We start from the raw sequence: 22,036 nt of genomic DNA, 5'->3' as shown, positions 1-22,036 counted from the left end.
GGCCCTTGATGCTCAAGCCCATCGCCACCGCAACCCGTGACCTCGTCAAGCTCGACGGAGTCTGGAAGTTCGGAATCGACTCCCGCCTCCCGGAGGAGCCCTGGCTCGCAGGCCTCGACACGCCTCTCGAAGCCGCCGTTCCTGCGAGCTACAACGATCTCTTCACCGATCCGGCCATTCGCGACCACGTCGGCTGGGTCTACTACCAGCGGTCCGTCCAGGTGCCGCGCGGCTGGGCGGGGGAGCGCATCCTGCTGCGCTTCGACGCGGCAACGCACTCGGCGAAGGTCTATGTCGACGACCAGCTCGTCGGAGGTCACATCGGCGGGTACACGCCGTTCGACATCGACGTCACCGATGTCGTGAAGCCGGGCACCGCGTTCCGGCTCACGGTCGCGGTCAGCCCCGACCTCAGCAACACCACGATCCCGCCGGGCAAGATCGAGGTCGGCATGACCGGCGCCAAGACCCAGACCTACTTCCACGACTTCTACAACTACGCCGGCCTCGCCCGGTCGGTGTCGCTGTACTCGCTGCCGCAGGTGCACGTCGACGACGTCACGGTGGTGACGACCTTCGAGGGCTCGACCGGTTTCGTCGACTACCGCGTCGAAACGGTCGGCGGTGCCGACGTGCGTGTCAGCCTGGCGGATGCCACCGGCAGCGTCGTGGCTACGTCTTCCGGTCCGGAGGGGCGTCTCGAGATCGCAGACGTCGTGCTCTGGAAGCCGGGCGCCGCCTACCTCTACGAACTGACGGTCGAGGCCGTCGACGCCGAGACTGTGCTCGACACGTACTCGCTGGCCGTCGGTGTGCGAACGGTGGCGGTGCGCGGTGAGGAGTTCCTGGTGAACGGGGAGCCGTTCTATTTCACCGGCTTCGGCAAGCACGAAGACACCTTCGTGCGCGGCAAGGGGCACGACGACGCGTACATGGTGCACGACTTCCAGCTGATGGAGTGGACGGGCGCGAACTCGTTCCGCACCTCGCACTACCCGTATGCCGAGGACGTCCTCGACTTCGCCGACCGCCACGGCATCCTGGTGATCGACGAGACCGCGGCAGTGGGTCTCAACATGGGCGTCGTAGGCGGTCTCAGCGGCACGCCGCCGTTCCCCACCTTCTCGGAGCAGTATGCGGGGGCGGAGACGCACGCCGCGCACGCGCAGCACCTGCGTGAGCTGATCGGACGCGACAAGAACCACCCGTCCGTCGTGCTGTGGTGCATCGCCAACGAGCCCGCCTCGAACGAAGACGGTGCACGCGAGTACTTCGAGCCGCTCGTGAATCTGGTGCGCGAGCTCGACCCGACGCGCCCGATCACCTACTCGATGGTCATGTTCGCGACCTTCAAGAATGACCAGATCATCGATCTCTTCGACGTCGTGAGTCTCAACCGCTACTACGGCTGGTACATCAACGCCGGCGATCTCGCCACGGCGGAGATGTATCTGCAGGGCGACATCCAGGGCTGGATCGATCGCACCGGCAAGCCGATCATGATGCTCGAATACGGCGCAGACACGATGCCGGGGCTGCACTCGGTCTGGGACCAGGTGTGGACCGAGGAGTACCAGACCGACCTGCTCGCGATGTACCACCGCGTCTTCGATCGCTTCCCGCAGTTCGTGGGCGAGCAGATCTGGAACTTCGCGGACTTCGCCACGACCAACGGCCTGCACCGGGTGGGTGGCAACAAGAAGGGGATCTTCACCCGTGAGCGCCGGCCGAAGTCCGCGGCCTTCGCGCTGCGTCAGCGATGGCGCGGACTCGACGGACGCAAGCCCGGCACGGACGCCAGCGCAGACGCCTGACCGACCGCCTTCACGACCAGGAGACACACATGACCATCGACAGGGCAGACGTCATCGTCACGAGTCCCGACCGCAACTTCGTCACACTCAAGATCACGACCGCAGACGGTGTGACGGGTCTCGGCGACGCGACGCTGAACGGGCGCGAGCTCGCCGTCGTCGCCTACCTCACCGAGCACGTCGTGCCGTTGCTGATCGGCGCCGATGAGTCGCGCATCGAAGACACCTGGCAGTTCCTGTACCGCAGCGCCTACTGGCGTCGCGGACCCGTGACCATGGCGGCGATCGCCGCGGTCGACATGGCGCTGTGGGACATCAAGGGCAAGGTCGCAGGGCTCCCTGTGTACCAGCTGCTGGGCGGAGCCAGTCGGAAAGGTCTGATGGCCTACGGGCACGCCTCGGGCAAGGAACTCCCCGAGCTCTTCGATTCCATCCGTGCTCATCAGGAGCAGGGATACAAGGCGATCCGGGTGCAGACCGGGGTGCCCACGCTCAAGGCGATCTACGGGATCGCCTCGCAATCGGCGGACACCGGCGGAGGAGAGGCCCGGTACGACCACGAGCCGGCCCGCCGCGGCGCGAAGCCGGTGGAAGAGGACTGGGACACCCGCGCGTACCTGAACCACCTCCCGGGTGTGTTCGAGGCCGTGCGCAACGAGTTCGGCCCCGACATCCCGCTGCTGCATGACGGCCACCACCGGATGACACCGATCCAGGCCGCACGTCTCGGCAAGGATCTCGAGCCCTATGACCTGTTCTGGCTCGAGGACTGCACGCCCGCCGAGAACCAGGAGGCGCTGCGCCTCGTTCGTCAGCACACCACGACGCCGCTGGCGATCGGCGAGATCTTCAACACGGTCTGGGACTTCAAGGACATCATCCGCGATCAGCTGATCGACTACGTCCGCGGGGCCGTCACCCACATGGGCGGCATCAGCGCGCTGAAGAAGACGCTCGACTATGCCGCGATGTACCAGATCAAGTCAGGCATGCACGGCCCGACCGACATCTCGCCGGTGGGCATGGCGGCGGCGATGCACCTGGGCCTCGCGATCCACAACTTCGGCATCCAGGAGTACATGCAGCACGGTTCGCGCACCGACCAGGTGTTCCAGCAGTCCTTCACCTGGACCGACGGCTACCTGCACCCCGGTGACAAGCCCGGTCTCGGTGTCGATCTCGACGTCGACGAGGCGGGCAAGTACCCGTACGAGCAGGCGTATCTGCCGTACAACCGGCTGCTCGACGGCACTGTCCACGACTGGTGAGCGCACACGCATCGCCCCAGATCGTGGTGATGGGGGTGTCGGCTGCGGGCAAGTCGACCGTGGGGCGGCTGCTCGCGACAGATCTCGGCCTCGCGTTCCTCGACGCGGACGACCTGCATCCCGCATCCAATCGGGCGAAGATGAGTGCGGGCACGCCGCTGACGGACGACGACCGGATGCCGTGGCTCGACCGCGTGAGCGATGAACTCGCCGCGCGGTCGGGTTCGGGGGCAGTGATCGCGTGCTCGGCTCTTCGGCGGGTCTATCGGGATCGGATTCGCGAGCGGGTGCCGGGCGTCGTCTTCGTGCACCTGCACGGCGACGACGCTCTGCTCGCAGAACGCGCGACCGGCCGGACAGATCACTTCATGCCGCCTTCGCTCCTCAGATCGCAGCTCGACACCCTCGAGATGCTCGACGCAGACGAAACCGGAGTGGTCGTCGATGTCTCTCGGCCGCCCGCGGAACTCGCCCGCACCGCCGTCGAATGGCTCGAATCGCGCCGGACATGACACGCTGGGAGCTGGGAGGAACCATGGACGACGATCTGCCCGGCGAACTCGCGGAGCGCATCAGGCGACGCGGCGGCGCCGCGACCATCTACGACATCGCGGAGCTCGCCGGCGTGAACCCGTCGACGGTGTCTCGTGCGCTCAGCAAGCCCGGTCGCATAAGCAAGAAGACGGAGGAGCGGATTCGCCTTGCGGCCGACCGGCTGGACTTCCAGTTCAATCCGATGGCGCGCGCCCTGCCGACCGGACGCAGCCACACCATCGGACTGATGGTGGCCGACATCACCAACCCCGTGATCTTCGGAATCGTCCGCGGCGCGGAGCACACCGCCGCAGCTGCGGGGTACACGCTGGTGATCGCCGAATCGCAGGAGTCCGGTGAGGCGGAGGCCGAGGCGGTCTCGCGGCTGCTGCCGAGCGTCGACGGCCTGATCCTGGCGACGACCCGTCTGGCTGACGAGCGGATCCTGCGGTTGGCGGAGCGCAAGCCCGTCATCCTCATCAATCGTCAGGTCGACGGTGTCGTCGGTGTCCTTCCCGAGGTAGATCAGGGCGTCTCGGATCTCGTCGCCCACCTTGCCGATCTGGGCCACCGCTCGATCGCGTATCTCTCCGGTCCTGAGACGTCATGGATCAGTCGACGACGGTGGGAAGCGATGCTCGATGCCGCCGAACGGCGCGGCCTGGCGGTGGTCGAGATCGGTCCGCACACGCCGACGATCGAGGGTGGGCGCGAAGCCCTTCGCCGAGTGCAGGCGTCACGAGCGACCGCTGTCATCGCCTTCAACGACCTGATGGCGATCGGCCTGATCCAGGCGGCGACAGCCGCAGGCATCCCCGTACCGGACGGCCTGAGCATCGCGGGGTTCGACGACATCTTCGGCAGCGAGCTCATCGTCCCCGCACTGACCACCGTCCGTGCCCAGCTGCAGCTGGCCGGAGAGCGTGCGGTCGGCAAGGTGCTCGACGCCCTGGGGGACGCCACGGAGCCGGTCAGCGACGATCCTCTCGCGACGACCCTCATCGTGCGAGGAAGCACGGGCTCCGCTCCTCGCAGCTGAGCGCCGGTCGACGCACGGCGCAGGTCCTCACATTCGATTGGCAATCGGTTGCCGAATATATCGATCTCTGATTTGATGTAACTGTCTCAACAGTGAGACGGTCTGGAGACTTCGATGACGAAAGCACAGCTGGGGAAGCCGCGATCATGAGCGAGCAGATCACGCATCCCACCGGTGAGGAATCCCGGTGGACCTCGAACATCGGTGTGCACTACGACGCGAAGAAGCCGCTCTCTCGATACATCCGCTGGTACCTGCTGCTCTCCCTGGCCGTCTCGGCAGTCTGGGCGGCGACGAACGGCATCCTCATGCCGAACCAGATCCAGATGCTCGAGTTCGGATCCTTCTTCAGCGGCGCAGACGCCGGCGTCGACCTGCAGGCTCTCACCGAGCTCGGCCGCGCTGTCGCAGCCGGGGACGTCACGCCGACCGCGGAACAGACGCGACAGCTGGACCTGCTCTCGAACTTCGAGGCGGCTCGAGCGAACGGGCTGGCATTGGTCACCACGACCAGCGCCATCATCGTGATGATCCTCCAGCCGGTGATCGGAGTGCTCTCCGACCGCACGCGCTCCCGCCTGGGGCGTCGAGCCCCCTGGATCCTCTACGCGGGTCTCCTCGGCGCGGTGCTGCTGGTCGCCGTCCGGTACGCCCCGTCGCTCGTGGTGCTCGTCGTGCTGTGGTCTGCCGCCGAGCTGGCGCTCAACGTCGCGGGCAATCCGCTGCAGGCCACGGTCGCCGACCGGGTGCCGCGCGACCGGCGCGGCCGCGTGACGTCGTGGACGAGCATGGGCGCGATCATCGGCGGCATCCTCGGTGGCATCGGCGCCGGGGCCCTCTTCGGACTCGTCGGGCTGGACTTCTATCTGATCCTCGGCCTGCTCGTGGCGATCGCGACGGTCCTCTTCGTCACCCGCAACCGTGATGCGTCTTCCGTCGACGTCGAGCGTGAGCCCTTCGCCTGGAAGCCCTTCCTACTCGGCTACGCGAGCGCTCTCAAGGCCCGCAACTACCGGTGGCTGTGGATCTCGCGCGTGCTGTTCTTCTTCGGCTACAGCACGTCGACGGTTCTCAATCTCTACATGCTGCAGAGCTACATCTCCCCGGCGCTCAGCGCCGCAGAAGCATCGGCCATGGTCCCTGTCCTCGGGCTCGCGGGCATCCCCTTCACGCTCATCGCCGTGGCGATCTCGGGGCGGCTCTCCGACCGCGTCGGCCGTCGCAAGCCCTTCATCGTCGTCGCATCGCTGCTCATGGCGGTGTCGATGGCGATCCCCCTGATCTCGCCGACACTCCCGGCGCTCTTCGCCCAGGTGATCATCACGGGTCTCGCCTTCGGCATCTACCTGCCGGTCGACAACGCGATGTTCATCGACGTGCTCCCCGATCCGGCACGCGCAGGGCGGGATCTCGGGTTGGCCATCGTCGCCATGAACCTCGGTCAGGCGCTGGCACCGGCGCTCGCCGCGATCGTCGTGTCGGCGACCGGCGGCTATCAGCTCGTCTGGGGAGCCGCTCTCGTGCTCGTCGCCCTCGCGACCCTCACCGTGGCGCCGATCCGCGAACGGAGGGCCGTCGATGCCTAGGTGGGGGATCATCGGCACCGGCGACATCTCCGATCGTCTCGTGTCCGATCTGCTCGCCATCGGCGCTGACATCTCAGCCGTCTGGGGGCGAACCGCCGACCGTGCGTCGGACTTCGCCGCGCGGCACGGCATCCCGTTCGCAACCGCCGAGCGGGCAGCGCTGTTCGCTCGTGACGACGTCGACGTCGTCTACATCGCCACCCCTGCCGTCACACATACCGCGATCACGGTCGAGGCCCTCGACGCGGGCAAGCACGTGCTGGTCGAGAAGCCGATCGCGACTTCGGCCGCCGACGCCGAGTTGCTCTTCGACCGCGCCGCTCAGGCGAACCGCTTCCTCATGGAGGCGATGTGGATGCGGTTCAACCCGCTGCACGTCGAGGTGATCGACCGGATCGCCGCGGGAGAGCTCGGTGCGATCCGACACGTGCGGGCGAGCTTCGGCACCCCGTTCTTCCCGCGCCCGGGCAAAGAGCGGCCGGAAGACGGCGGCAGCATCCTGCGCGACAGAGGCATCTATCCGGTCACGTTGGCCCACTGGTTCCTCGGCGAGCCGCGTGCTCTCGACGCCCGTGGTGTCATCTCGGAGGGAGTGGACCTCTCAGGGCACGCGACGCTCGAACACTCCGGTGGAGTCTTCGCGCAGCTCGCCTGGTCAGGGGTGGACTTTCTCGATCTCTCGGCGGCGATCAGCGGCGAGCGAGGTTGGATCACGCTCGATCCCATGTTCTGGGCGGGCAGTGATGCTCGAGTGCATGCAGGGTCGGCGGAGCGCATCTTCCGCGAGCCGGAGCAGGTGCGGCATCCGCGTGTCGGCAACGGCTACGGCCCGATGCTCGAGGCGGTGGCTGTCGCGATCGAATCCGGTCTGCGCGAGCACCCCTGGCACGATGCGGCGACCACGGTCTCGATCGCCCGGACTCTCGACCGCATTCTCGCGGACATCTCCTCCGAGTCGCGCTGATCGCGACCGGAGCCCACCCACAGAAGGAACAGCATGGACATCTCTGGCAAGGTCTTCGTCGTCACGGGAGCAGGGAACGGCATCGGACGCGAGGTGACGCTGCGGCTGCTCTCGAATGGCGCCTCGGTCGCCGGTGTCGACCTGAACGCCGCGGGGCTCGAAGCGACGGCGGCGCTCGCGGCTGTCGGCACGCGATTCACTCAGCACGCGGTGAACATCACCGACCGGGATGCGATCGACGCGCTTCCCGACGCCGTGATCGCGGCTCACGGCCAGGTCGACGGCGTCGCGAACATCGCCGGTGTGATCCAGAAGTTCGTCAAGGTCAACGACCTGCCGTTCTCCGAGATCGAGAAGGTGATGAACGTCAACTTCTGGGGCGTGATGAACGTGTGCAAGGCCTTCCTGCCCCATCTCCTCGCCCGACCGGAGGCGTCGCTTCTCAACGTCGCGAGCATGGGATCGTATGCACCGGTGCCCGGTCAGGCCGTCTACGGCGCGTCCAAGGCGGCGGTGAAGCTCTTGACCGAAGCCCTGTACGCCGAGCTTCTTGACACGAACGTGCACGTGACGGTGATCTTCCCTGGCGCGATCAGCACCGGCATCGCGGCGAACTCGGGCGTGGATCTCGGGGGCGATGCGTCGGCCGAGAACAGTGCCTACAAGACGACCACACCGGAAGTGGCCGGCCGAGTGATCGTCGACGCGATCCGCAAGGGCCGCTTCCGGGCGACGATCGGTTCGGATGCTGCGACTATGGATCGCCTGTCGCGCCTCAACCCCAAGTTCGCGACGACCATGATCGCGAAGCAGATGGGTGCGCTGCTCGCCTGAGATCAGCCCGCCTGACGAGTCCGTGGCCCGAGCGCACGTGCCACGGACTCGCGTGCACGTCTCAGCCGCCGGTCATCGAGTCAAGCTTGTTGGATTCTGTGACGACGTCTCGCCACGCGAACTCGTCGTTGTCACTGAAGACGTAGTAGCTCGACCCGTTGGGCATGAGTGCGACGGTGATCCCTCCGAACCCCGACATGAACGGAACCGAGAACGCTGAGGTGAAGGCCGCGTTGTCAGCGCTGCTGAAGTCTCGCGCCCAGAAACCGTTGTTGTAGTGAAACGGGGTTGGCCCACCGGTCGTGATGCCGCGATCTGAAGCGTCCCGCTGGAGCGATGCGTCCAGGAGCCCGGGATGCAGCACTTGGGTGCCGCCCGCGACGCCATCATCGGCGACGAGGAGCTTCGCCACCTTCGCGATGTCGTCCGGGGTCCAGAACATGCCGTACCCGCCGAACGGCTCTCCTGTCGGTGCGTTGTCGGTTCGCAGTGTCGTGAGGGAGTCGGGTCCGACTCCCGCGGGCTCGAGCACTTCGTCACGGAGCATTGCGAAGATGTCGGAGCCGGCGCCCTCCCGTTCCTTGAGCACGTCGTCCATCGCCCGGACCGCGAGGAAGGTGTCGGAGGTGTGGTAAGTCCAGATGCTCCCTGGGGCCGCCTTGTGCGGGTAGGAGAGCGCCGCCGTCAGCTTGTCCGTATAAGTCTCTGCCAGAAAGAACGAGGACATCGTGGGTCCGGCTTCGTCGGCTTGGTAGCCGGCGGAGGAGTAGTTGCCGGTTGTCATGTCGAGAGCATGATCGATGGTGACGTCATCCCACGAAGAGGCCGACGCTTCCGGGATGTGATCCTCCAGCAACTCTTCGGAGACGTCGGGGCCGTACTTCTGGGCGAGGCGCATGAGCGCCAGGCCGCCGAATGCAGATTTGGCGGTCGAGTACGAGGGCAATAGGAGTTGACTGCAGAACGGGTAGGCGCCCTGACGGGTGGGGCAGTCACCCACGTAGTTCACTCCGTCGTACACAAACCCGTACGCGCTGAGGGCGCTCGGTGTGATACCTCTCCCGAATGCGGACAGATCGATGCCCGCTCCCGGATTGTCCGTGGCAAGAGTGGAGATCGGCTTCGATGGCAGCCGGTCGGCGACCTCCGTCGCGTACGCATTCCGGATGTCTGCCGCGTTCACGATGCCGCCTGGTGTGTAGCTCGCGCTGACCTGCCCCCACATGTCGAACTGGAAGTACTGGCAGGTTTCGCTCGTGATCTGATAGCGGACGTTCGACACCTTGTTCTTCTTGAACAGGAAGGTGAGGACGCCATTGTGCACGCAGTTGGCGTTGCGTTCCACCAGCGCGAACGGGAGAGAGGCTCGAGACTGGCCGCGGTCACCCTTCTCGCTCCACGCTCGGCCCGCTCCGATGGCAAGATTCCAATACGGGCTGCCGGTGTATTGCACGCCGCGAACCACCGGCACCAGGTGGCTGCCGTTCTGCACCAGCTGTACTGATACGGGAGGCAAGTGCCTCAGCGGCGCCAGGGTGGCGTAGCCGTAAGGGTCCTTGAGGGCGGTGAGCCCGCCAGAGCTGCCCACGTCGTTCAGCGTGAGCGTCCCCTCGAAGGTGTGCTTCGGCATCATCGCTTCGGCCGGAAGCGCGAACGCGTCGTTGGGCACCGTGCCGGCTGGCGCCGTCGTGGAGGCGAGCTCTGCGGCGGTGAGCACCGTACGCGTCACCGCTCCTGAACCAGCCAATGGGTCTCCAGGGACGGGGTCTGCGCTCGGTGCCGGGGCAGCACCGAGCGTGGATGTGAGCGCGGTGGCCATGACGGCCCCGCACAGCAGCAGTGAGAGTGAGCGACGCACGTGGACTCCAGGATCTGTTGAGCGGGTGGAAGTCAGTGTGAACGGCATCCCGTCGATCAGTCCACGACCAGTTCGGCTCCTCCTTGATGCTCGCCAGGCATCACGGCATCGTCACATCCTCACGGATCGCTTCCTTGGCGCTGAATTTCGTCGTCTGTGGGTACAGCTCAGAGTTGAAGGAACTCAGTTCCTTCAGACACGTGGCAATGTGCGCGCTCGCATAGTGCAGCTCGTCCCACACGCCGAAGAGGGTGATGATGAGTTCGCCTCCCGGGGCTGAGATCGGAACAGCAACGAGGTCGTGTTGCGGGTCGTCGGAGAGCACGCAGACGCCACGGCCTGCCGCAGCGAGAGCTTGGGCGAGCACGGGGGAGGATGTTTCGACAGAGGCCGTGAAGGCGAGTCCGGCGCGTGCGGCGGCGGAATCCAGCATCTGCCTCACCCCATGAGCTGGACTCATCACGATAAGAGATTCCTGAAGGAGTTCGGCGATGGGAACACTCGGGCGGCTCGCCAGGGGATGTGACGCCGGCATCTGCGCCCACAGGTAGGCGTGCCCCAGAACCATCGAACTGAGTTCGGCGGGCGGAATCCGCGTGCCGACGGCGAAGTCAGCATCGCCACGTTCGATGACGCTGTACACATTCTCCGGCATCGCTTCAATCGCGTTGCCGATGATCCCTGACGCCCCCGAGCGCACGATGAAGGGGGAGATGATGTCGGCCATCGTGGTCGGAGCTGCGACGACGACGAGGTCGGACACGGTTCCGCGTGCTATCGAACGCGCGGTCGACTGCGCCTGAGTCGCTCTGGTGAGAAGGTCCTCAGCGACCGGAAGGAACATCCTGCCGGCGGCGGTGAGAGACAACCCACGCGCTGAGCGGTCGAAGAGAGTGAAGCCCAAATCTTGTTCGAGTCGCCGAATCTGGCGACTCAGGGATGGCTGAGCGACATGAACGACGGCCGAAGCTGCGTGCAGCGTTCCGGTCGAGCACACCGCCAGGAAGTAGTGAAGCAGACGCAGATCCATTGATGCCTCCGAGGTATCGAGTTAGCCGCATCTAAGTATTGGCGCGTTATTGGTCGGCGTCCATAGACTGGCAAAAATTCGCCGCCGCACCCGACCGGTGGCGATCACACAGCAGGAGGCAGCCATGGCAGTCCCACCGGCGCGGTCACTTCGCGCACCATCAGTTCTTGTGTTCAGCACCGTCGCCGCGCTCGCTCTCGCCGGATGCACGGTAGGCAGCGGCACAGCAGACGACGACTCGGGTTCGTCCGTACTCAGCGTCGCCGCGTCAGCGGCTGTCACGACCTGGGATCCGGTGCGGTCGTTCTCCACCGAGGCTCTCTACCTCGGCAACGTGTACGAGCCCCTCCTGTGGAAGAACGCTGACGGTGCCGCGGAGGAATTCACCCCAGCAATCGCCGAGTCATGGGAAGTGAGCTCGGACGGACTCACCTGGACCTTCACGATCCGCGAAGGCGCGACCTTCCATGACGGAGAGACCGTCGACGCCGAAGCCGTCAAGGCGAGCATCGAAGCCGCACAGGACCACGCAGGTGCATCCTTCATCTGGGCTCCGCTCGAGTCCGTCGAGGCACCAGACGACACCACAGTGGTCATGAATCTCTCCTACTCGGCGCCGATGGATCTCATCGCCGCCTCTACTTACGGTGCATGGATCGTGTCGCCCAAAGCGCTCGAGGCTTCGGCGGACGATGAGGCGTACTTCGAGCAGGGTATCGACGCGGGCTCCGGACCGTACGCCGTCAAGTCCTACACCCCGGGGGAGAAGGTGGTCCTGGAGGCATACGACGACTACTGGAACGAGGATGCCGCCCCGAGCTATGACATCGTCGACATCGCGATCACGCCGGATGCGGTCACGGCGCAGCAGATGCTGACCTCCGGCGAGGTCGATCTCGCGACGAACCTCCCGCTGGAGAACATCGACACGGTGGCGGCCGACCTGGAGTCGTCGGTGAAGACTTCGAATTCGCCGTTCAATTTCCTGGCGCTCTTCAACACGGCCAAAGCGCCACTGAACGACCCGAAGGTGCGTCAGGCGCTCAGCTATGCAGTGCCCTACCAGGACATCATCGATGTCGGTGGCGCTGGGTACGGGACGCAGTCGCGCGGTCCGGTACCGAAGGGCATCTTCCCCTATTCCGAGGACGTTCCGCAGTACACCCAGGACTTGGACAAGGCCAAAGCACTTCTCGCAGAAGCCGGCCATGCCGACGGGCTCACGCTCACTCTCACCTTCGCATCAGAGAACCCGGCTCAGGCCCGATTCGTTCCGCTCATCAAAGATGCGTTCGCGAAGATCGGCGTCACTCTGGACGTGCGGGCGGAGCTGTTCAATCAGCAGTGGGAGAACGCGAAGGCCGACCCTGCTACCGCCCAGGACATCTTCGTTCTGTACTACTGGCCCACATACAGCGATGCCGGCGCGGACAACCTCTACTCCTTGTTCCACTCGAGCGAAGAGCCCTTCTTCAACCTCAGCTACTGGAACGACCCCGAATACGACGCCCTCATCGATGAGGCGGGGACGCTCACCGGCAGCGACCGCCCCGCGGCCCAGGCGAAGTATGAGGAGGCGATGGAGCTGCTCGTCGACCAGGCACCCGCTGTCTTCCTCTACGACGCGCAGGCGGTGAGCGTGGTTCCGAAGGGACTGGAAGTCGCAGACTTCAACGAGAACTACCCCTTCACAACCTTCTTCGCACCGATTCAGCCCGCGAGCTGAAACGCCGGACGTCAGTATCCGGTGGACCGGCGAGCTCGGTCCACCGGATACTGATCCACCGCCTGATCTCTGGAGTCATCTATGTTGCGTTTCCTCGCCAGCCGGCTCGGGACCGCGGTGCTCGTGCTCTTCGTGCTCACGCTCGTCGTGTTCGTGCTGGCACGGGTCATCCCCACCGACCCCGCCGTCGTGTACGCCGGTCCGAAAGCCCCACCCGAGGAACTCGCACGCATCCGCGAACAGCTGGGGTTCGACCAGCCGCTCATCGTGCAGTACCTCGGATATCTCGGAGGACTGATCACGGGCGACTGGGGCAATTCCCTCGCTACCAAGCGTCCCGTACTCGATGAGTTCGCCACACGTCTGCCGGCAACGCTCGAGCTGCTCTTCGCCGCGATCCTGATAGCGATCATCGTGGGGATCGGACTCGGCGTCGTCGCGGCCAAGAAGCCGGGCAAGGCCCTCGACGGCGCGATCCGGTTTCTCGCCATCGGCGGAGTATCCATGCCGGCTTTCTGGCTCGGGTTGCTGCTTCAGGTCCTCTTCGTCGGTCAGCTGAAGCTTCTCCCGGCCACCGGCCAGTTCAGCACCGAGGTCGACTATGTGTCGCCGATCTCCCGCGTCACCGGCTTTCCCCTGTTCGACAGCTTCATCACCGGGAACTGGGTCGCATACAGTGACGGACTGGCTCATCTGATTCTTCCCGCCATCACGCTCGCCGCATATCCGATGGGCCTCATCGCCAGGATGACTCGAGCCTCGATGCTCGAAGTGCTCGGACAGGACTACATCTTCACTGCCAACGCGTACGGGCTGAGGGGTGGTGTGATTCGTTGGAAACTCGCATTGAAGAACGCGTTGCCGCCCACGATGACCATCATCGGCCTCGCCTCGGCGTACGCGCTCACCGGCACGTTCTTCATCGAAGTCGTCTTCAACTGGCCCGGTATCGGCCAGTTCGCCGCCAACGCGATGATTGCGGTCGACTACCCGGCCATCATGGCGATCACCCTCCTCGGGGCCGCCGGCTACCTCATCGCCAACTTCGTCGTGGACCTTGCTCAGGCACGACTCGATCCTCGAGTGAGGCTCTCATGACCTCCACCGCAATACTCCCGACTTTCGTCCCTGTGGGGGGCAGCACCGTCTCGCGGATCATGCGCGTCCTCCGTACGGACCGACTCGCGCTCCTCGGACTCGTGCTCATCATCCTCGTCACGATCCTGGCACTCTTCGGGCCCTGGATCGCGCCCTTCCCCGAACAGGGATACGGCGAGACCAGCGTGGAGAATCGCGGGCTGGCTCCCAGCGCCGTGCACTGGTTCGGTACGGATCAACTCGGGCGGGACATTCTGAGCCGCGTGATCATCGGCACCGGCCCAGCGCTCACGATCTCCCTCTTCGTCGTCGGTATCGCCGCCCTCATCGGCGTCCCTCTCGGCGCGATCGCGGGTTACCGCGGCGGATGGCTCGACACCGTCCTGATGCGCGTCACCGAGATCTTTCAGGCTTTCCCTCCGTTGCTGCTTGCGATGGTGACCGTAGCGATCCTGGGGCCGAGTCTCACGAACGCCGGCATCGCACTGGCGATCTCCTGGTGGCCCTGGTACGCCCGACTGGTCCGCGCGGAAGCACGGGCTCTGCGTGACCGCCCATTTGTCGAGGCGGCGCGCGCGACCGGCGTCCCCGCCTGGAGAATCCTTCCGCGGCACATCCTGCGCAACTGTCTGACACCGATCCTGGTTCAAGCCACGGTCGACATCGGCGCCGTGGTGCTCGCCGCAGGTTCCCTCGCCTTCATCGGCCTGGGAGCGCAACCTCCCTCGCCCGATTGGGGCCTCATGGTCGCGGAGGGGCGCGGACAGATCTTCACTGCGTGGTGGATCTCCGCGTTCCCCGGGTTGGCCATCTTCGTGACCGTGCTCGGGTTCAATCTTCTCGGCGACTCTTTGCGCGACTTCTTCGACCCCCGGCAGGTGAAGCGATGACAACCACCGACCTACTCCGCATCGAGGACCTCCAGGTCGCGTTCGAGGAGCGCGGCGAGCTCACGAACCGCCCCGTGCGAGGAATCACCCTGTCTGTCGCTCCTCGCGAGGTGGTAGGCATCGTCGGCGAGACGGGTTGTGGCAAGAGCCTGACGGCGCTCGCCGTCCTGGGGCTTCTTCCGAAAGGCGCAGTTCCGAGTGGGCGCGTGATACTCGACGGCGTTGAGCAGCCCTTCGGCGGTGGCGGTTCGGCACGCGGCGACGCGATCTCAATCGTGTTCCAGAACCCCGGCACCGCTTTCAATCCTGTTTTCACGCTCGGTCAGCAGATGAAGGATGTCATCGACAGGCATCGTCGTGTCGCGGGACGGAAGTTGTCACGCGCTGCCGCGAAAGCACACATCCTCCACTACCTCGAGCAGGTGGGGCTGCCTGATCCGGATCGGGTCTATCGAAGCTATCCGCATGAACTCTCAGGGGGAATGCTGCAGAGAGCGATGATCGCGATGGCTCTGGTGTGCGAGCCGAAGCTGTTGATCCTGGATGAGCCGACGACTGCGCTCGACGTGACAATCGCGAAACAGATTCTCGAGCTGATCTTGGCGCTGCGTGACCGCTTCGGTTTCGGTGTCCTGCTCATCACCCACAATCTCGGTGTGGTGCAGGAAGTGTGTGACCGTCTCGCCGTGCTGTACGCCGGGCGCGTGGTCGAAACCGGTTCGACGGAAGCCGTCCTGCGTGACCCGTCCCACCCCTACACCCGCGGCCTGCTCGAAGCGCTGCCCGCCCGACACCGCCCGGGACAGAAGCTCGAGGCGATTCCAGGATCGGTGCCGGGAAACCTGCTCAACCTGTCCGGGTGCTCTTTTCGCGACCGATGTCCACTCGCAGTCGAGGCATGCGCGGATATCGACCCCATGTTGGTACCGGTCTCGCCGCTCCATGAGGCTGCGTGTATTCGGGCTGACTCCAGTGACAGGAGTATCCGATGACCGCCATGCTGACCGTGGACAACATCGTCAAGGTCTATCGCTCCTATCGCAGCGAGGTGCGAGCCGTGAACGGTGTGTCCTTCGAAGTGGAGGCCGGTACGACTTTCGGGCTGGTCGGCGAGTCCGGTTCCGGCAAGAGCACGATAGCGCGGTGCGCCCTGCGCCTCATTGAGCCAACCTCCGGATCGTCCAGCGTCGACGGGCGACCGATCACCGGCCTACGCGGCAAACAGCTAAGGAGCTTGCGCGCAAGTACGGGCATGGTCTTCCAGAACCCAGTCGCAGCCTTGAACCCTCGGCTCACAATCGAGCAGTCGATTGCGGAACCACTGCGCACGCATACGGCACTGCGCGGACGAGTACTCGCTGCGCGAGCGAGGGAACTGCTGGATGAGGTCGGGCTCGCGCAATCCCATGCCGAACGACTGCCACACCAGCTCTCCGGCGGTCAGTGCCAGCGTGTCGGAATCGCCCGGGCCCTCGCGACTCGACCGAAGCTTCTGGTGCTCGACGAGCCGACAAGCGCACTCGATGTCTCGGTGCAGGCACAGGTTCTCAATCTGTTGCAGGAGCTTCGGCGCGAGTACTCGCTCAGCTATCTACTCATCTCGCATGATCTCGACGTCGTGCGATACATGAGTGACATGGCGGGTGTCATGAGGAAAGGCGAGCTCGTAGAGTCCGGGCCCGCAGCAGAGGTGCTCGTCAACCCGAGCCACGAATACACGCAACGACTGATCGCGGCCATGCCCGAGACCCCCGGTGCCGTACCGATCACCGAACGGGGCACGTTGGTCACGACGCCGAAAGGCGCTGAGCAGCTGTGAATCGACTCTCCACACCAGAACCACGATCCGACGCAAAGAGGACCCTGTCGTGACATCTCTGATCCCTCGATCCCTCGGCAACGAAGGCCGCGTGTCCCGCAATCATGCCGTTACCGAAGCAGGTCCGACGCTCGACACCTGGCAGGATGCTCCGCACAACCGGTGGGCTTTCGGACATGTCTCTGAGTTCGTGCCCACGGCGCGGATCGCCCACCGCACCATGGAAACTTCCCAGCGTTCGGTGGTCGGACTGGGCGCGCTGGCCGCGCTGCCGACGCTCGGCGAGCGGCTGGAAGAGAGCTACACCGACGCACTGGTCGTCGTCCGCGACGATGAAGTCATTGCCGAGCACTATCACGAGGGACACGGCCCCGATAGCCTGCACCTGCTGATGAGCGTTTCGAAGTCAATCTGTGGTCTCACAATCGGCACTCTGGTCGCTGACGGGCGAATCGACCCTGACCGTCGCGTCGATCACTACGTGCCTGACCTCACCCACAGCGCTTACGGTGCGGCGACGGTACAGCAGGTGCTCGACATGACCGTCGACGTCGACTACGACGAGGACTACAGGAATCCGGCCTCGGAAGTGCAAGCGCAAGATCGCGTTGCGGGCTGGCGTCCGCGCCGCCCCGAAGATCCCCAGGACACGTACGCCTTTCTTGCTTCCCTTCGCGGAGGCGGGGACCACGGTAAACGGTTCAGATACTGCTCGGCGGGAACCGACGTGCTCGCGTGGATCGTTGAGAACGTCACCGGGCTTCGCTACCACGAGGCGGTATCGCAACGACTGTGGTCTCAGCTCGGGTGCGATCAGGACGCGCAGATCACGGTCGACTCCGGTGGGTTCGGATTCGCGAACGGCGGCATCGCGTGCACCGCGAGAGACCTGACGCGCGTCGGCCGGGTGATGCTCGGGTCCGGAACTATCGACGGAAGACGAGTGCTGTCTGAGGACTGGATCAGACAAACACTTGAGGGCGGTAAGCCGAGCGCAGCTTCAGGCACCGTCTTCCAACGAATTCATCCCGGAGGATCGTATTCGAACCAGTGGTGGATCACCGGCAGTGCGCGAGGTGACTATTACGCCGCCGGCATCCACGGTCAGTTCATCTGGGTCGATCCGGCGACGCGCACGGTCATCGTCAAATTCTCTTCGTGGCCAGAACCTGTGACAGAGGACTGGAACCGGCTGCACAGTGTGCTGTTTCGCGAGATCTGCGACGCAATCAGCTAGCGCTATCTGACGCGAGATAGCGGCATGACTGGTGAGATGTTCATCTGAAACACGTCGGTCCCGGAGGACGGGTATGACGGTACTGTCTGGTCAAGCTGTAGGAGCGCACCTGGACTGGGCCGCCGGAGCGATGGCGCAGTTCGCACTGCGGTGCTCCGACGCTTGATCGTTTTCAGCGTCCAGGTCAGATGCGCCGCGACGACGGCCGGATTACTGGGCGGGGCCCCGCCGAATAGCTGCGATAGGTGGTCTTATCGTCGTTAACGGCCAGACAGGGGAACGCCACAATGCCCCCACGACCGATGCTCGTGGGGGCGTCTTCTTCGCGACGGCGGTTCGCCTCTAGGGCGTCCTCGTGCGGGCTGGCTTGCTCCTGCGTTGGACGTACTTCGCTCCCAGCCCTGCCGCCACTATGACGACGGAGTCGCGACGAGAAACAGTCCCGCGGCGATCGATGGAAGAGCGATTGCACGCAGCGGCAGGGACGCGAGCGCAGCGATGACGAGAATGATGCAGATCAGCCATGAACGCATGGGAAGCCCTTCCAATGCATGTCGGCCACATGGAGTGCGAGACAGGGGCGACATGCACTCGCCTGCCGCCCGACTCTGGATGGTCCGGCATAGCGCCCGCTCACGCGCAGGATTCGTACGGCGGCTCTTCGAGGGTCGTCGCCGTCACTGCCCAGATGATGTCGGTTCCGGCCGTGTAGGTCAGGAAGACAGAACCGGCGCCGGCTTCCGACTCGACCGCGAGATACCGGCGATCGCCGACGCTCTCGATCTCGACCGCGTCGGGGTACGCGGCCAGCGCCTCGTCCACCCGGGAACCGAGACCGATCCCCTCGGCTGTCACGGGGCCTGTGGCCGGCTTGCCCTCGAGGTCGACGGGCGAGGCGGACGCCTGCACGAGGACGACCACCGCGGGATCCTGCTCCGAGACTTCGGGGCGCTGGACGGTCAGCATGTATCCGTCATCCTCAGCGGACGCGAGCCAGGGACACGCTTCCACCGGAGTCGCACCCGCAGCCGCCACAGCTTCGTCGAAAGGCGCGCCCAGTTCGACATCTCCGATGCCCGTCGGGCTGGCGTCCGCCGCCGGGGCAGACGCGCTGGGCGACGGGCTCGGCGCGGGGTCGGCGGGTGCCGTCACCGTCTGCGTGACCGTCGGGGTGGGCGACGAGGGGGCGGCGCACCCGGCCAGAAGAGCGCCGGTGACGGCTATCCCGACCAGGGGTGAGAGGATGCGTGCACGGCGAGCCCGGGGCTGTCTGGTGTCGATATCCATGCTTCGACGCTAACGGCGCGGCCGAGCGGCGCCCGTCGATTCGCACGGGATTCCCAGATGTCCGGGGATCAGCGTCAGCCCCATGCTCACATCAACGATCCGAGCTCGGACGGGTGGGTGAGCCGCCACCACTCGGTGGGTGGCTCGATGCTCCCCATGATCTTCACGGGAGCGGTGACGGTGTTCGGCCCGGCCGTCCAGGTGACGCTTCCCACGACCGTGCCGTCGCGGTACGTGGGTGGCGTGTCGATGTCCATCGTCAGCTCGATGGGCGTGTCCGACCAGGTGAAGATCGACGCGGTCTCGGCGATGACGAGCGTGGCGGAGGATCCCCAGGGCGTCGAGATGGATCCGACCTCCTGGCCGGCGGTCGCGACGGGCACCTGGTGGAAGCCGGAGCGGATGCTCTCGAGTGCGCCGACCACGGTGAGGTTCACCGACTCGCGCGATGCTCCTCCGAGGACGACGCCGGTGACCGAGAGCGGAGCTCCCGCGCCCACGTCGAGCGTCGCCGTGTACAGCAGGCTGTGCGTGCCTTCGCCCAGGTTTCCGGTCTTGAGACCGGTGATCCCGGCGGTGCCGAGGAGGCCGTTGGTGTTGTGCAGCTGCCCGGCGCCGGGGATCGTGATCGACGACGTCGCGACGATCTGAGCGATCGCCGGATTCGCGGCGGCGAGCTTCGCGATGGCCAGCAGGTCGGCGGGTGTGCTCGTGTTGCTCGGGCTGATGCCCGTGGGCTCCGTGATCGTCGTGCCGGTGAGTCCGCGGGATGCGAGCCAGGCACGCGTCGCGCCGAGGAACGCGTCCTGCGATCCGAAGATCTGCCGTGACAGAGCCTCGGCGTAGTTGCTCGCGGAGGGGATGAGCATGGCGGCCAGAGCATCATGCAACGACATCGAGGTGCCGGTGGGCATCGGAGCGATGGTCGCGCCCTGCACGTAGTACACGTCGTAGAGATCGTGGTCGGACTTGCCGAACGTGATGGTCGGTCCTGGGTCATCCGCCGATGCGAGTGGCGACGCGTCGACGATGACGAGAGCGGTGATGAGCTTGGTGATGCTCGCGATCGGGAACGGCTCGCCCGTGCCTGTCGCCGACCAGGTCCCGCTCGCCGTCGCACCCAGATAGGCATCGGCTCCGGCGATGCTGATCGCGGATGCTGCGACCGGGGGTGCGGCCATCGCAACGGCGTCACCCACGGGAACCTCCGGTGTGCGAGTGGTCACCGCCGGCGGATTCACCGGCGCCGTGAGCGCCCACCCGATGTAGCCTCCGGTCACGGCCAGCAGCAGGACGATGCAGACGGCGGTGATGATGAGCCCCCGCGGCCGGCGTCTTGTGCGCACCGCCGGGTCGACCTGATCGCCGCTGAACTCCTGCTCGTGCTCCATGAGCTCGGCGAAATAGGTCAGCCCATCCACCGGCTGACCGGGTGTCGTCATCGAGAGCCCCTCATCGCGCCCCACCTGTCGCTCGCAATCCACAGAAAAGACCATCCTCGTGGATGTCCGCGGCCGCCGGTATCGGCCGTTCGGGGGACACGCGTGCGGCCTCGATGGCTTCGACCACGAGTCAGTCGGCGTCAGTCTCGTCCGCCGCACGCCGATCGGTGCGGAATCCTGGCGGTGACCGGGGTTCTTTGACAGACTGGCCCCGGCATCGACTCCATCGGGGCTCTTCCGGTCGGGGGGCTTGTGCCGACACCGGAGATGGGGATCCATGGGCCTCTTTGATCGTGCGAAGCGTAACGTCGCGGGCGGGCAGGACTGGGCCGCGCAGGCCGCGGCAGCTCAGGAACTCGCCAGTCAGCATCTCCGGGATGCGGGCTACACCGACGGTTCTCCCGTCACCATGGCGAACGCGGGGCAGGTCGGCGGTGACATGTACGCCGATCGTGAGGTGCTCACGGCATACGGCAACGAGCTGAACCGGATCATCGCCATCGGGCACAGCGGCACCGCGGTCATCCGTGCGGCCGTCGACACCGGCGAACGCATCGCGGGCAACCCGTGGTTCCAGCTCGAGGTGGAGGTGACGCCCGATGGCGCTGCGCCGTACCTCGTGTCGAAGCGCGAGATGGTGGCGCCGCAGTTCATCGCCAACTACGCGGCAGGAAGCAGTCACACGGTCAAGGTCGACCCCGCCGACGCCCAGAACATCGCCTTCACGAGCTGAACATGGGCATCTTCGGTGACATCGGTCGACTGATGAAAGCCGGCGCGAAGCAGTCGGCGAACACCGACTATGCGGCGAACCTGAAGCACTCGGCAGACCTCGCCGAGCAGTACGCCGGTTACGACCCGAACACTCCGAGCGGCACGCACGGGGCCGCCACGGCCAATCCCTTCACGAACATGGCGGCGTTCGCGACCATGCGTCGCGGATCGGGCACGGTCGTGAGTCTCGCGCCCACCGGCGCTGAAGTGGAGGGCACGCCCATCTACGTCGTGGAGCTCGACTTCAAGACAGACGGGCAGGATGCGTACCGCACCAGCTACCAGACGCTGATCGCGGACAGCGCCCGCGCGAACTGGCAGCCGGGCTCCGTGCTCCCCTTTCGCGTCTCGCCCGAGGACCCTCACTCGCTGATGCTCGGCTGAATCCCGTCGCGCTCAGCAGTCTCGCTCGATCCGAGACAGAGTGACCCGGAGTCAGCTCAGTCGGCGTCGGCCGAGAAGACGGGGCTGAGGAATCGGCGCTCGTAGCGGCGGATGCACTGGGTTCTGCGTGCGAGCTCGAAGGCCTCCACGCACTCGGGGTCGGTCTTCGAGGCCGTGCGGTACACCTCGTAGTCGGCCAGCGATGGGAATGTGAACAGCGCGAACGCCTCGTCGCTGTCGCCTTCGCTCGGCATGAAGTAGCCGTGGTGGGTTCCGCCGTGCTTCGCCACCAGCCGGATCCACGCGCGGCCGTACTCGGTGAAGTCGTCGAGCTTGTCCGGATCGATCTCGTAGCGCAGGTGAACGGTGATCATGTCGTTCATCCTGTCAGAGCACGCGGCCGGGGCGCGCGTCAGCCGAGCTCGTGAAGCTCCGAGGTCAGGTCGCCGCCG

General features: G+C 65.5%; 20 protein-coding genes. 15 read left to right on the top strand and 5 right to left on the bottom strand.

Going from position 1 to position 22,036, the window contains the following annotated elements; translation table 11 throughout:
- The first annotated feature begins 8 nt into the window (after nt 1-8).
- The 7 genes from uidA to ASF63_RS13255 all read left to right on the top strand — a co-directional run bounded on the left by uidA (nt 9) and on the right by ASF63_RS13255 (nt 8,039).
- On the top strand, nt 9-1,814 hold the full coding sequence (gene uidA / locus ASF63_RS13285) for a beta-glucuronidase (protein WP_056514695.1): 1,806 nt from the start codon (nt 9-11) through the stop codon (nt 1,812-1,814).
- Nucleotides 1,815-1,843: 29 nt separating this feature from the next.
- On the top strand, nt 1,844-3,082 hold the full coding sequence (gene manD / locus ASF63_RS13280) for a D-mannonate dehydratase ManD (protein WP_056514692.1): 1,239 nt from the start codon (nt 1,844-1,846) through the stop codon (nt 3,080-3,082).
- Nucleotides 3,079-3,594: a gluconokinase gene (locus ASF63_RS13275; RefSeq protein WP_235560788.1), complete on the top strand. Its 516-nt coding sequence runs from the start codon at nt 3,079-3,081 to the stop codon at nt 3,592-3,594. Before manD ends, ASF63_RS13275 begins: the two co-directional genes overlap by 4 nt.
- A 23-nt stretch (nt 3,595-3,617) precedes the next feature.
- The gene (locus tag ASF63_RS13270) at nt 3,618-4,655 is read left to right on the top strand and encodes a LacI family DNA-binding transcriptional regulator (RefSeq protein ID WP_056514689.1); all 1,038 of its coding nucleotides are present in this window, start codon (nt 3,618-3,620) and stop codon (nt 4,653-4,655) included.
- A 146-nt stretch (nt 4,656-4,801) separates the two neighbouring features.
- Nucleotides 4,802-6,241 carry an MFS transporter gene (locus ASF63_RS13265; RefSeq protein ID WP_056514686.1) on the top strand — a complete coding sequence of 480 codons (1,440 nt, stop codon included), beginning with the start codon at nt 4,802-4,804 and terminating at the stop codon, nt 6,239-6,241.
- Nucleotides 6,234-7,205, top strand: a complete 972-nt coding sequence (locus ASF63_RS13260; RefSeq protein ID WP_056514681.1) for a Gfo/Idh/MocA family protein — start codon at nt 6,234-6,236, stop codon at nt 7,203-7,205. The genes ASF63_RS13265 and ASF63_RS13260 overlap by 8 nt, the downstream gene beginning before the upstream one ends.
- Nucleotides 7,206-7,238: 33 nt before the next feature.
- Nucleotides 7,239-8,039 (top strand): SDR family NAD(P)-dependent oxidoreductase, encoded by an 801-nt coding sequence (locus ASF63_RS13255; RefSeq protein ID WP_056514677.1) that lies wholly within the window; start codon nt 7,239-7,241, stop codon nt 8,037-8,039.
- A gap of 61 nt (nt 8,040-8,100) precedes the next feature.
- On the opposite strand, the gene ASF63_RS13250 is transcribed toward ASF63_RS13255, so the two are convergent.
- On the bottom strand, nt 8,101-9,768 hold the full coding sequence (locus ASF63_RS13250; protein WP_056514673.1) for a serine hydrolase: 1,668 nt from the start codon (nt 9,766-9,768) through the stop codon (nt 8,101-8,103).
- Nucleotides 9,769-9,997: 229 nt separating this feature from the next.
- A complete protein-coding gene (locus ASF63_RS13245; RefSeq protein WP_056514670.1) occupies nt 9,998-10,927 on the bottom strand; it encodes a LysR family transcriptional regulator in 930 nt (309 codons plus the stop codon).
- Nucleotides 10,928-11,051: 124 nt separating this feature from the next.
- Here ASF63_RS13245 and ASF63_RS13240 point away from each other — a divergent pair, with 124 nt between their 5' ends.
- The 6 genes from ASF63_RS13240 (at nt 11,052) to ASF63_RS13215 (ending at nt 17,697) form a co-directional block, all read left to right on the top strand.
- On the top strand, nt 11,052-12,653 hold the full coding sequence (locus ASF63_RS13240) for an ABC transporter substrate-binding protein (RefSeq protein ID WP_082478127.1): 1,602 nt from the start codon (nt 11,052-11,054) through the stop codon (nt 12,651-12,653).
- 81 nt (nt 12,654-12,734) lie between these two features.
- Nucleotides 12,735-13,751, top strand: coding sequence for an ABC transporter permease (locus tag ASF63_RS13235; protein ID WP_056514664.1), 1,017 nt, complete (start codon nt 12,735-12,737; stop codon nt 13,749-13,751).
- The gene (locus tag ASF63_RS13230) at nt 13,748-14,641 is read left to right on the top strand and encodes an ABC transporter permease (RefSeq protein WP_082478125.1); all 894 of its coding nucleotides are present in this window, start codon (nt 13,748-13,750) and stop codon (nt 14,639-14,641) included. The genes ASF63_RS13235 and ASF63_RS13230 overlap by 4 nt, the downstream gene beginning before the upstream one ends.
- On the top strand, nt 14,638-15,633 hold the full coding sequence (locus tag ASF63_RS13225; protein WP_056514661.1) for an ABC transporter ATP-binding protein: 996 nt from the start codon (nt 14,638-14,640) through the stop codon (nt 15,631-15,633). Before ASF63_RS13230 ends, ASF63_RS13225 begins: the two co-directional genes overlap by 4 nt.
- The gene (locus ASF63_RS13220) at nt 15,630-16,460 is read left to right on the top strand and encodes an ATP-binding cassette domain-containing protein (protein ID WP_082478123.1); all 831 of its coding nucleotides are present in this window, start codon (nt 15,630-15,632) and stop codon (nt 16,458-16,460) included. The genes ASF63_RS13225 and ASF63_RS13220 overlap by 4 nt, the downstream gene beginning before the upstream one ends.
- 49 nt (nt 16,461-16,509) lie before the next feature.
- Nucleotides 16,510-17,697, top strand: coding sequence for a serine hydrolase domain-containing protein (locus ASF63_RS13215; RefSeq protein WP_235560787.1), 1,188 nt, complete (start codon nt 16,510-16,512; stop codon nt 17,695-17,697).
- Between the two features lie 633 nt (nt 17,698-18,330).
- Here the strand turns inward: ASF63_RS13215 and ASF63_RS13210 are convergent.
- Together ASF63_RS13210 and ASF63_RS13205 are read right to left on the bottom strand one after the other, a co-directional pair.
- The gene (locus ASF63_RS13210; RefSeq protein WP_056514657.1) at nt 18,331-18,984 is read right to left on the bottom strand and encodes a hypothetical protein; all 654 of its coding nucleotides are present in this window, start codon (nt 18,982-18,984) and stop codon (nt 18,331-18,333) included.
- An 86-nt stretch (nt 18,985-19,070) separates the two neighbouring features.
- Nucleotides 19,071-20,426, bottom strand: coding sequence for a D-alanyl-D-alanine carboxypeptidase family protein (locus ASF63_RS13205; protein WP_056514979.1), 1,356 nt, complete (start codon nt 20,424-20,426; stop codon nt 19,071-19,073).
- A gap of 277 nt (nt 20,427-20,703) precedes the next feature.
- Here ASF63_RS13205 and ASF63_RS13200 point away from each other — a divergent pair, with 277 nt between their 5' ends.
- Both ASF63_RS13200 and ASF63_RS13195 read left to right on the top strand, forming a co-directional pair.
- Complete coding sequence (locus tag ASF63_RS13200; RefSeq protein WP_056514654.1) at nt 20,704-21,159, top strand: hypothetical protein; 456 nt, start codon at nt 20,704-20,706, stop codon at nt 21,157-21,159.
- Between the two features lie 2 nt (nt 21,160-21,161).
- Entirely contained in the window at nt 21,162-21,584 is a 423-nt protein-coding gene (locus ASF63_RS13195; protein ID WP_056514651.1) for a hypothetical protein, read from the top strand.
- Nucleotides 21,585-21,640: 56 nt separating this feature from the next.
- Here ASF63_RS13195 and ASF63_RS13190 read toward each other — a convergent pair whose 3' ends face one another.
- On the bottom strand, nt 21,641-21,958 hold the full coding sequence (locus ASF63_RS13190) for an NIPSNAP family protein (protein WP_056514648.1): 318 nt from the start codon (nt 21,956-21,958) through the stop codon (nt 21,641-21,643).
- Between the last annotated feature and the right edge of the window lie 78 nt (nt 21,959-22,036).

The organism is Microbacterium sp. Leaf320 (assembly GCF_001423485.1).
GTDB lineage: Bacteria > Actinomycetota > Actinomycetes > Actinomycetales > Microbacteriaceae > Microbacterium.
The sequence above is the reverse complement of the archived record's forward strand: the minus strand, read 5'-3'. Positions and strand labels throughout refer to the sequence as shown.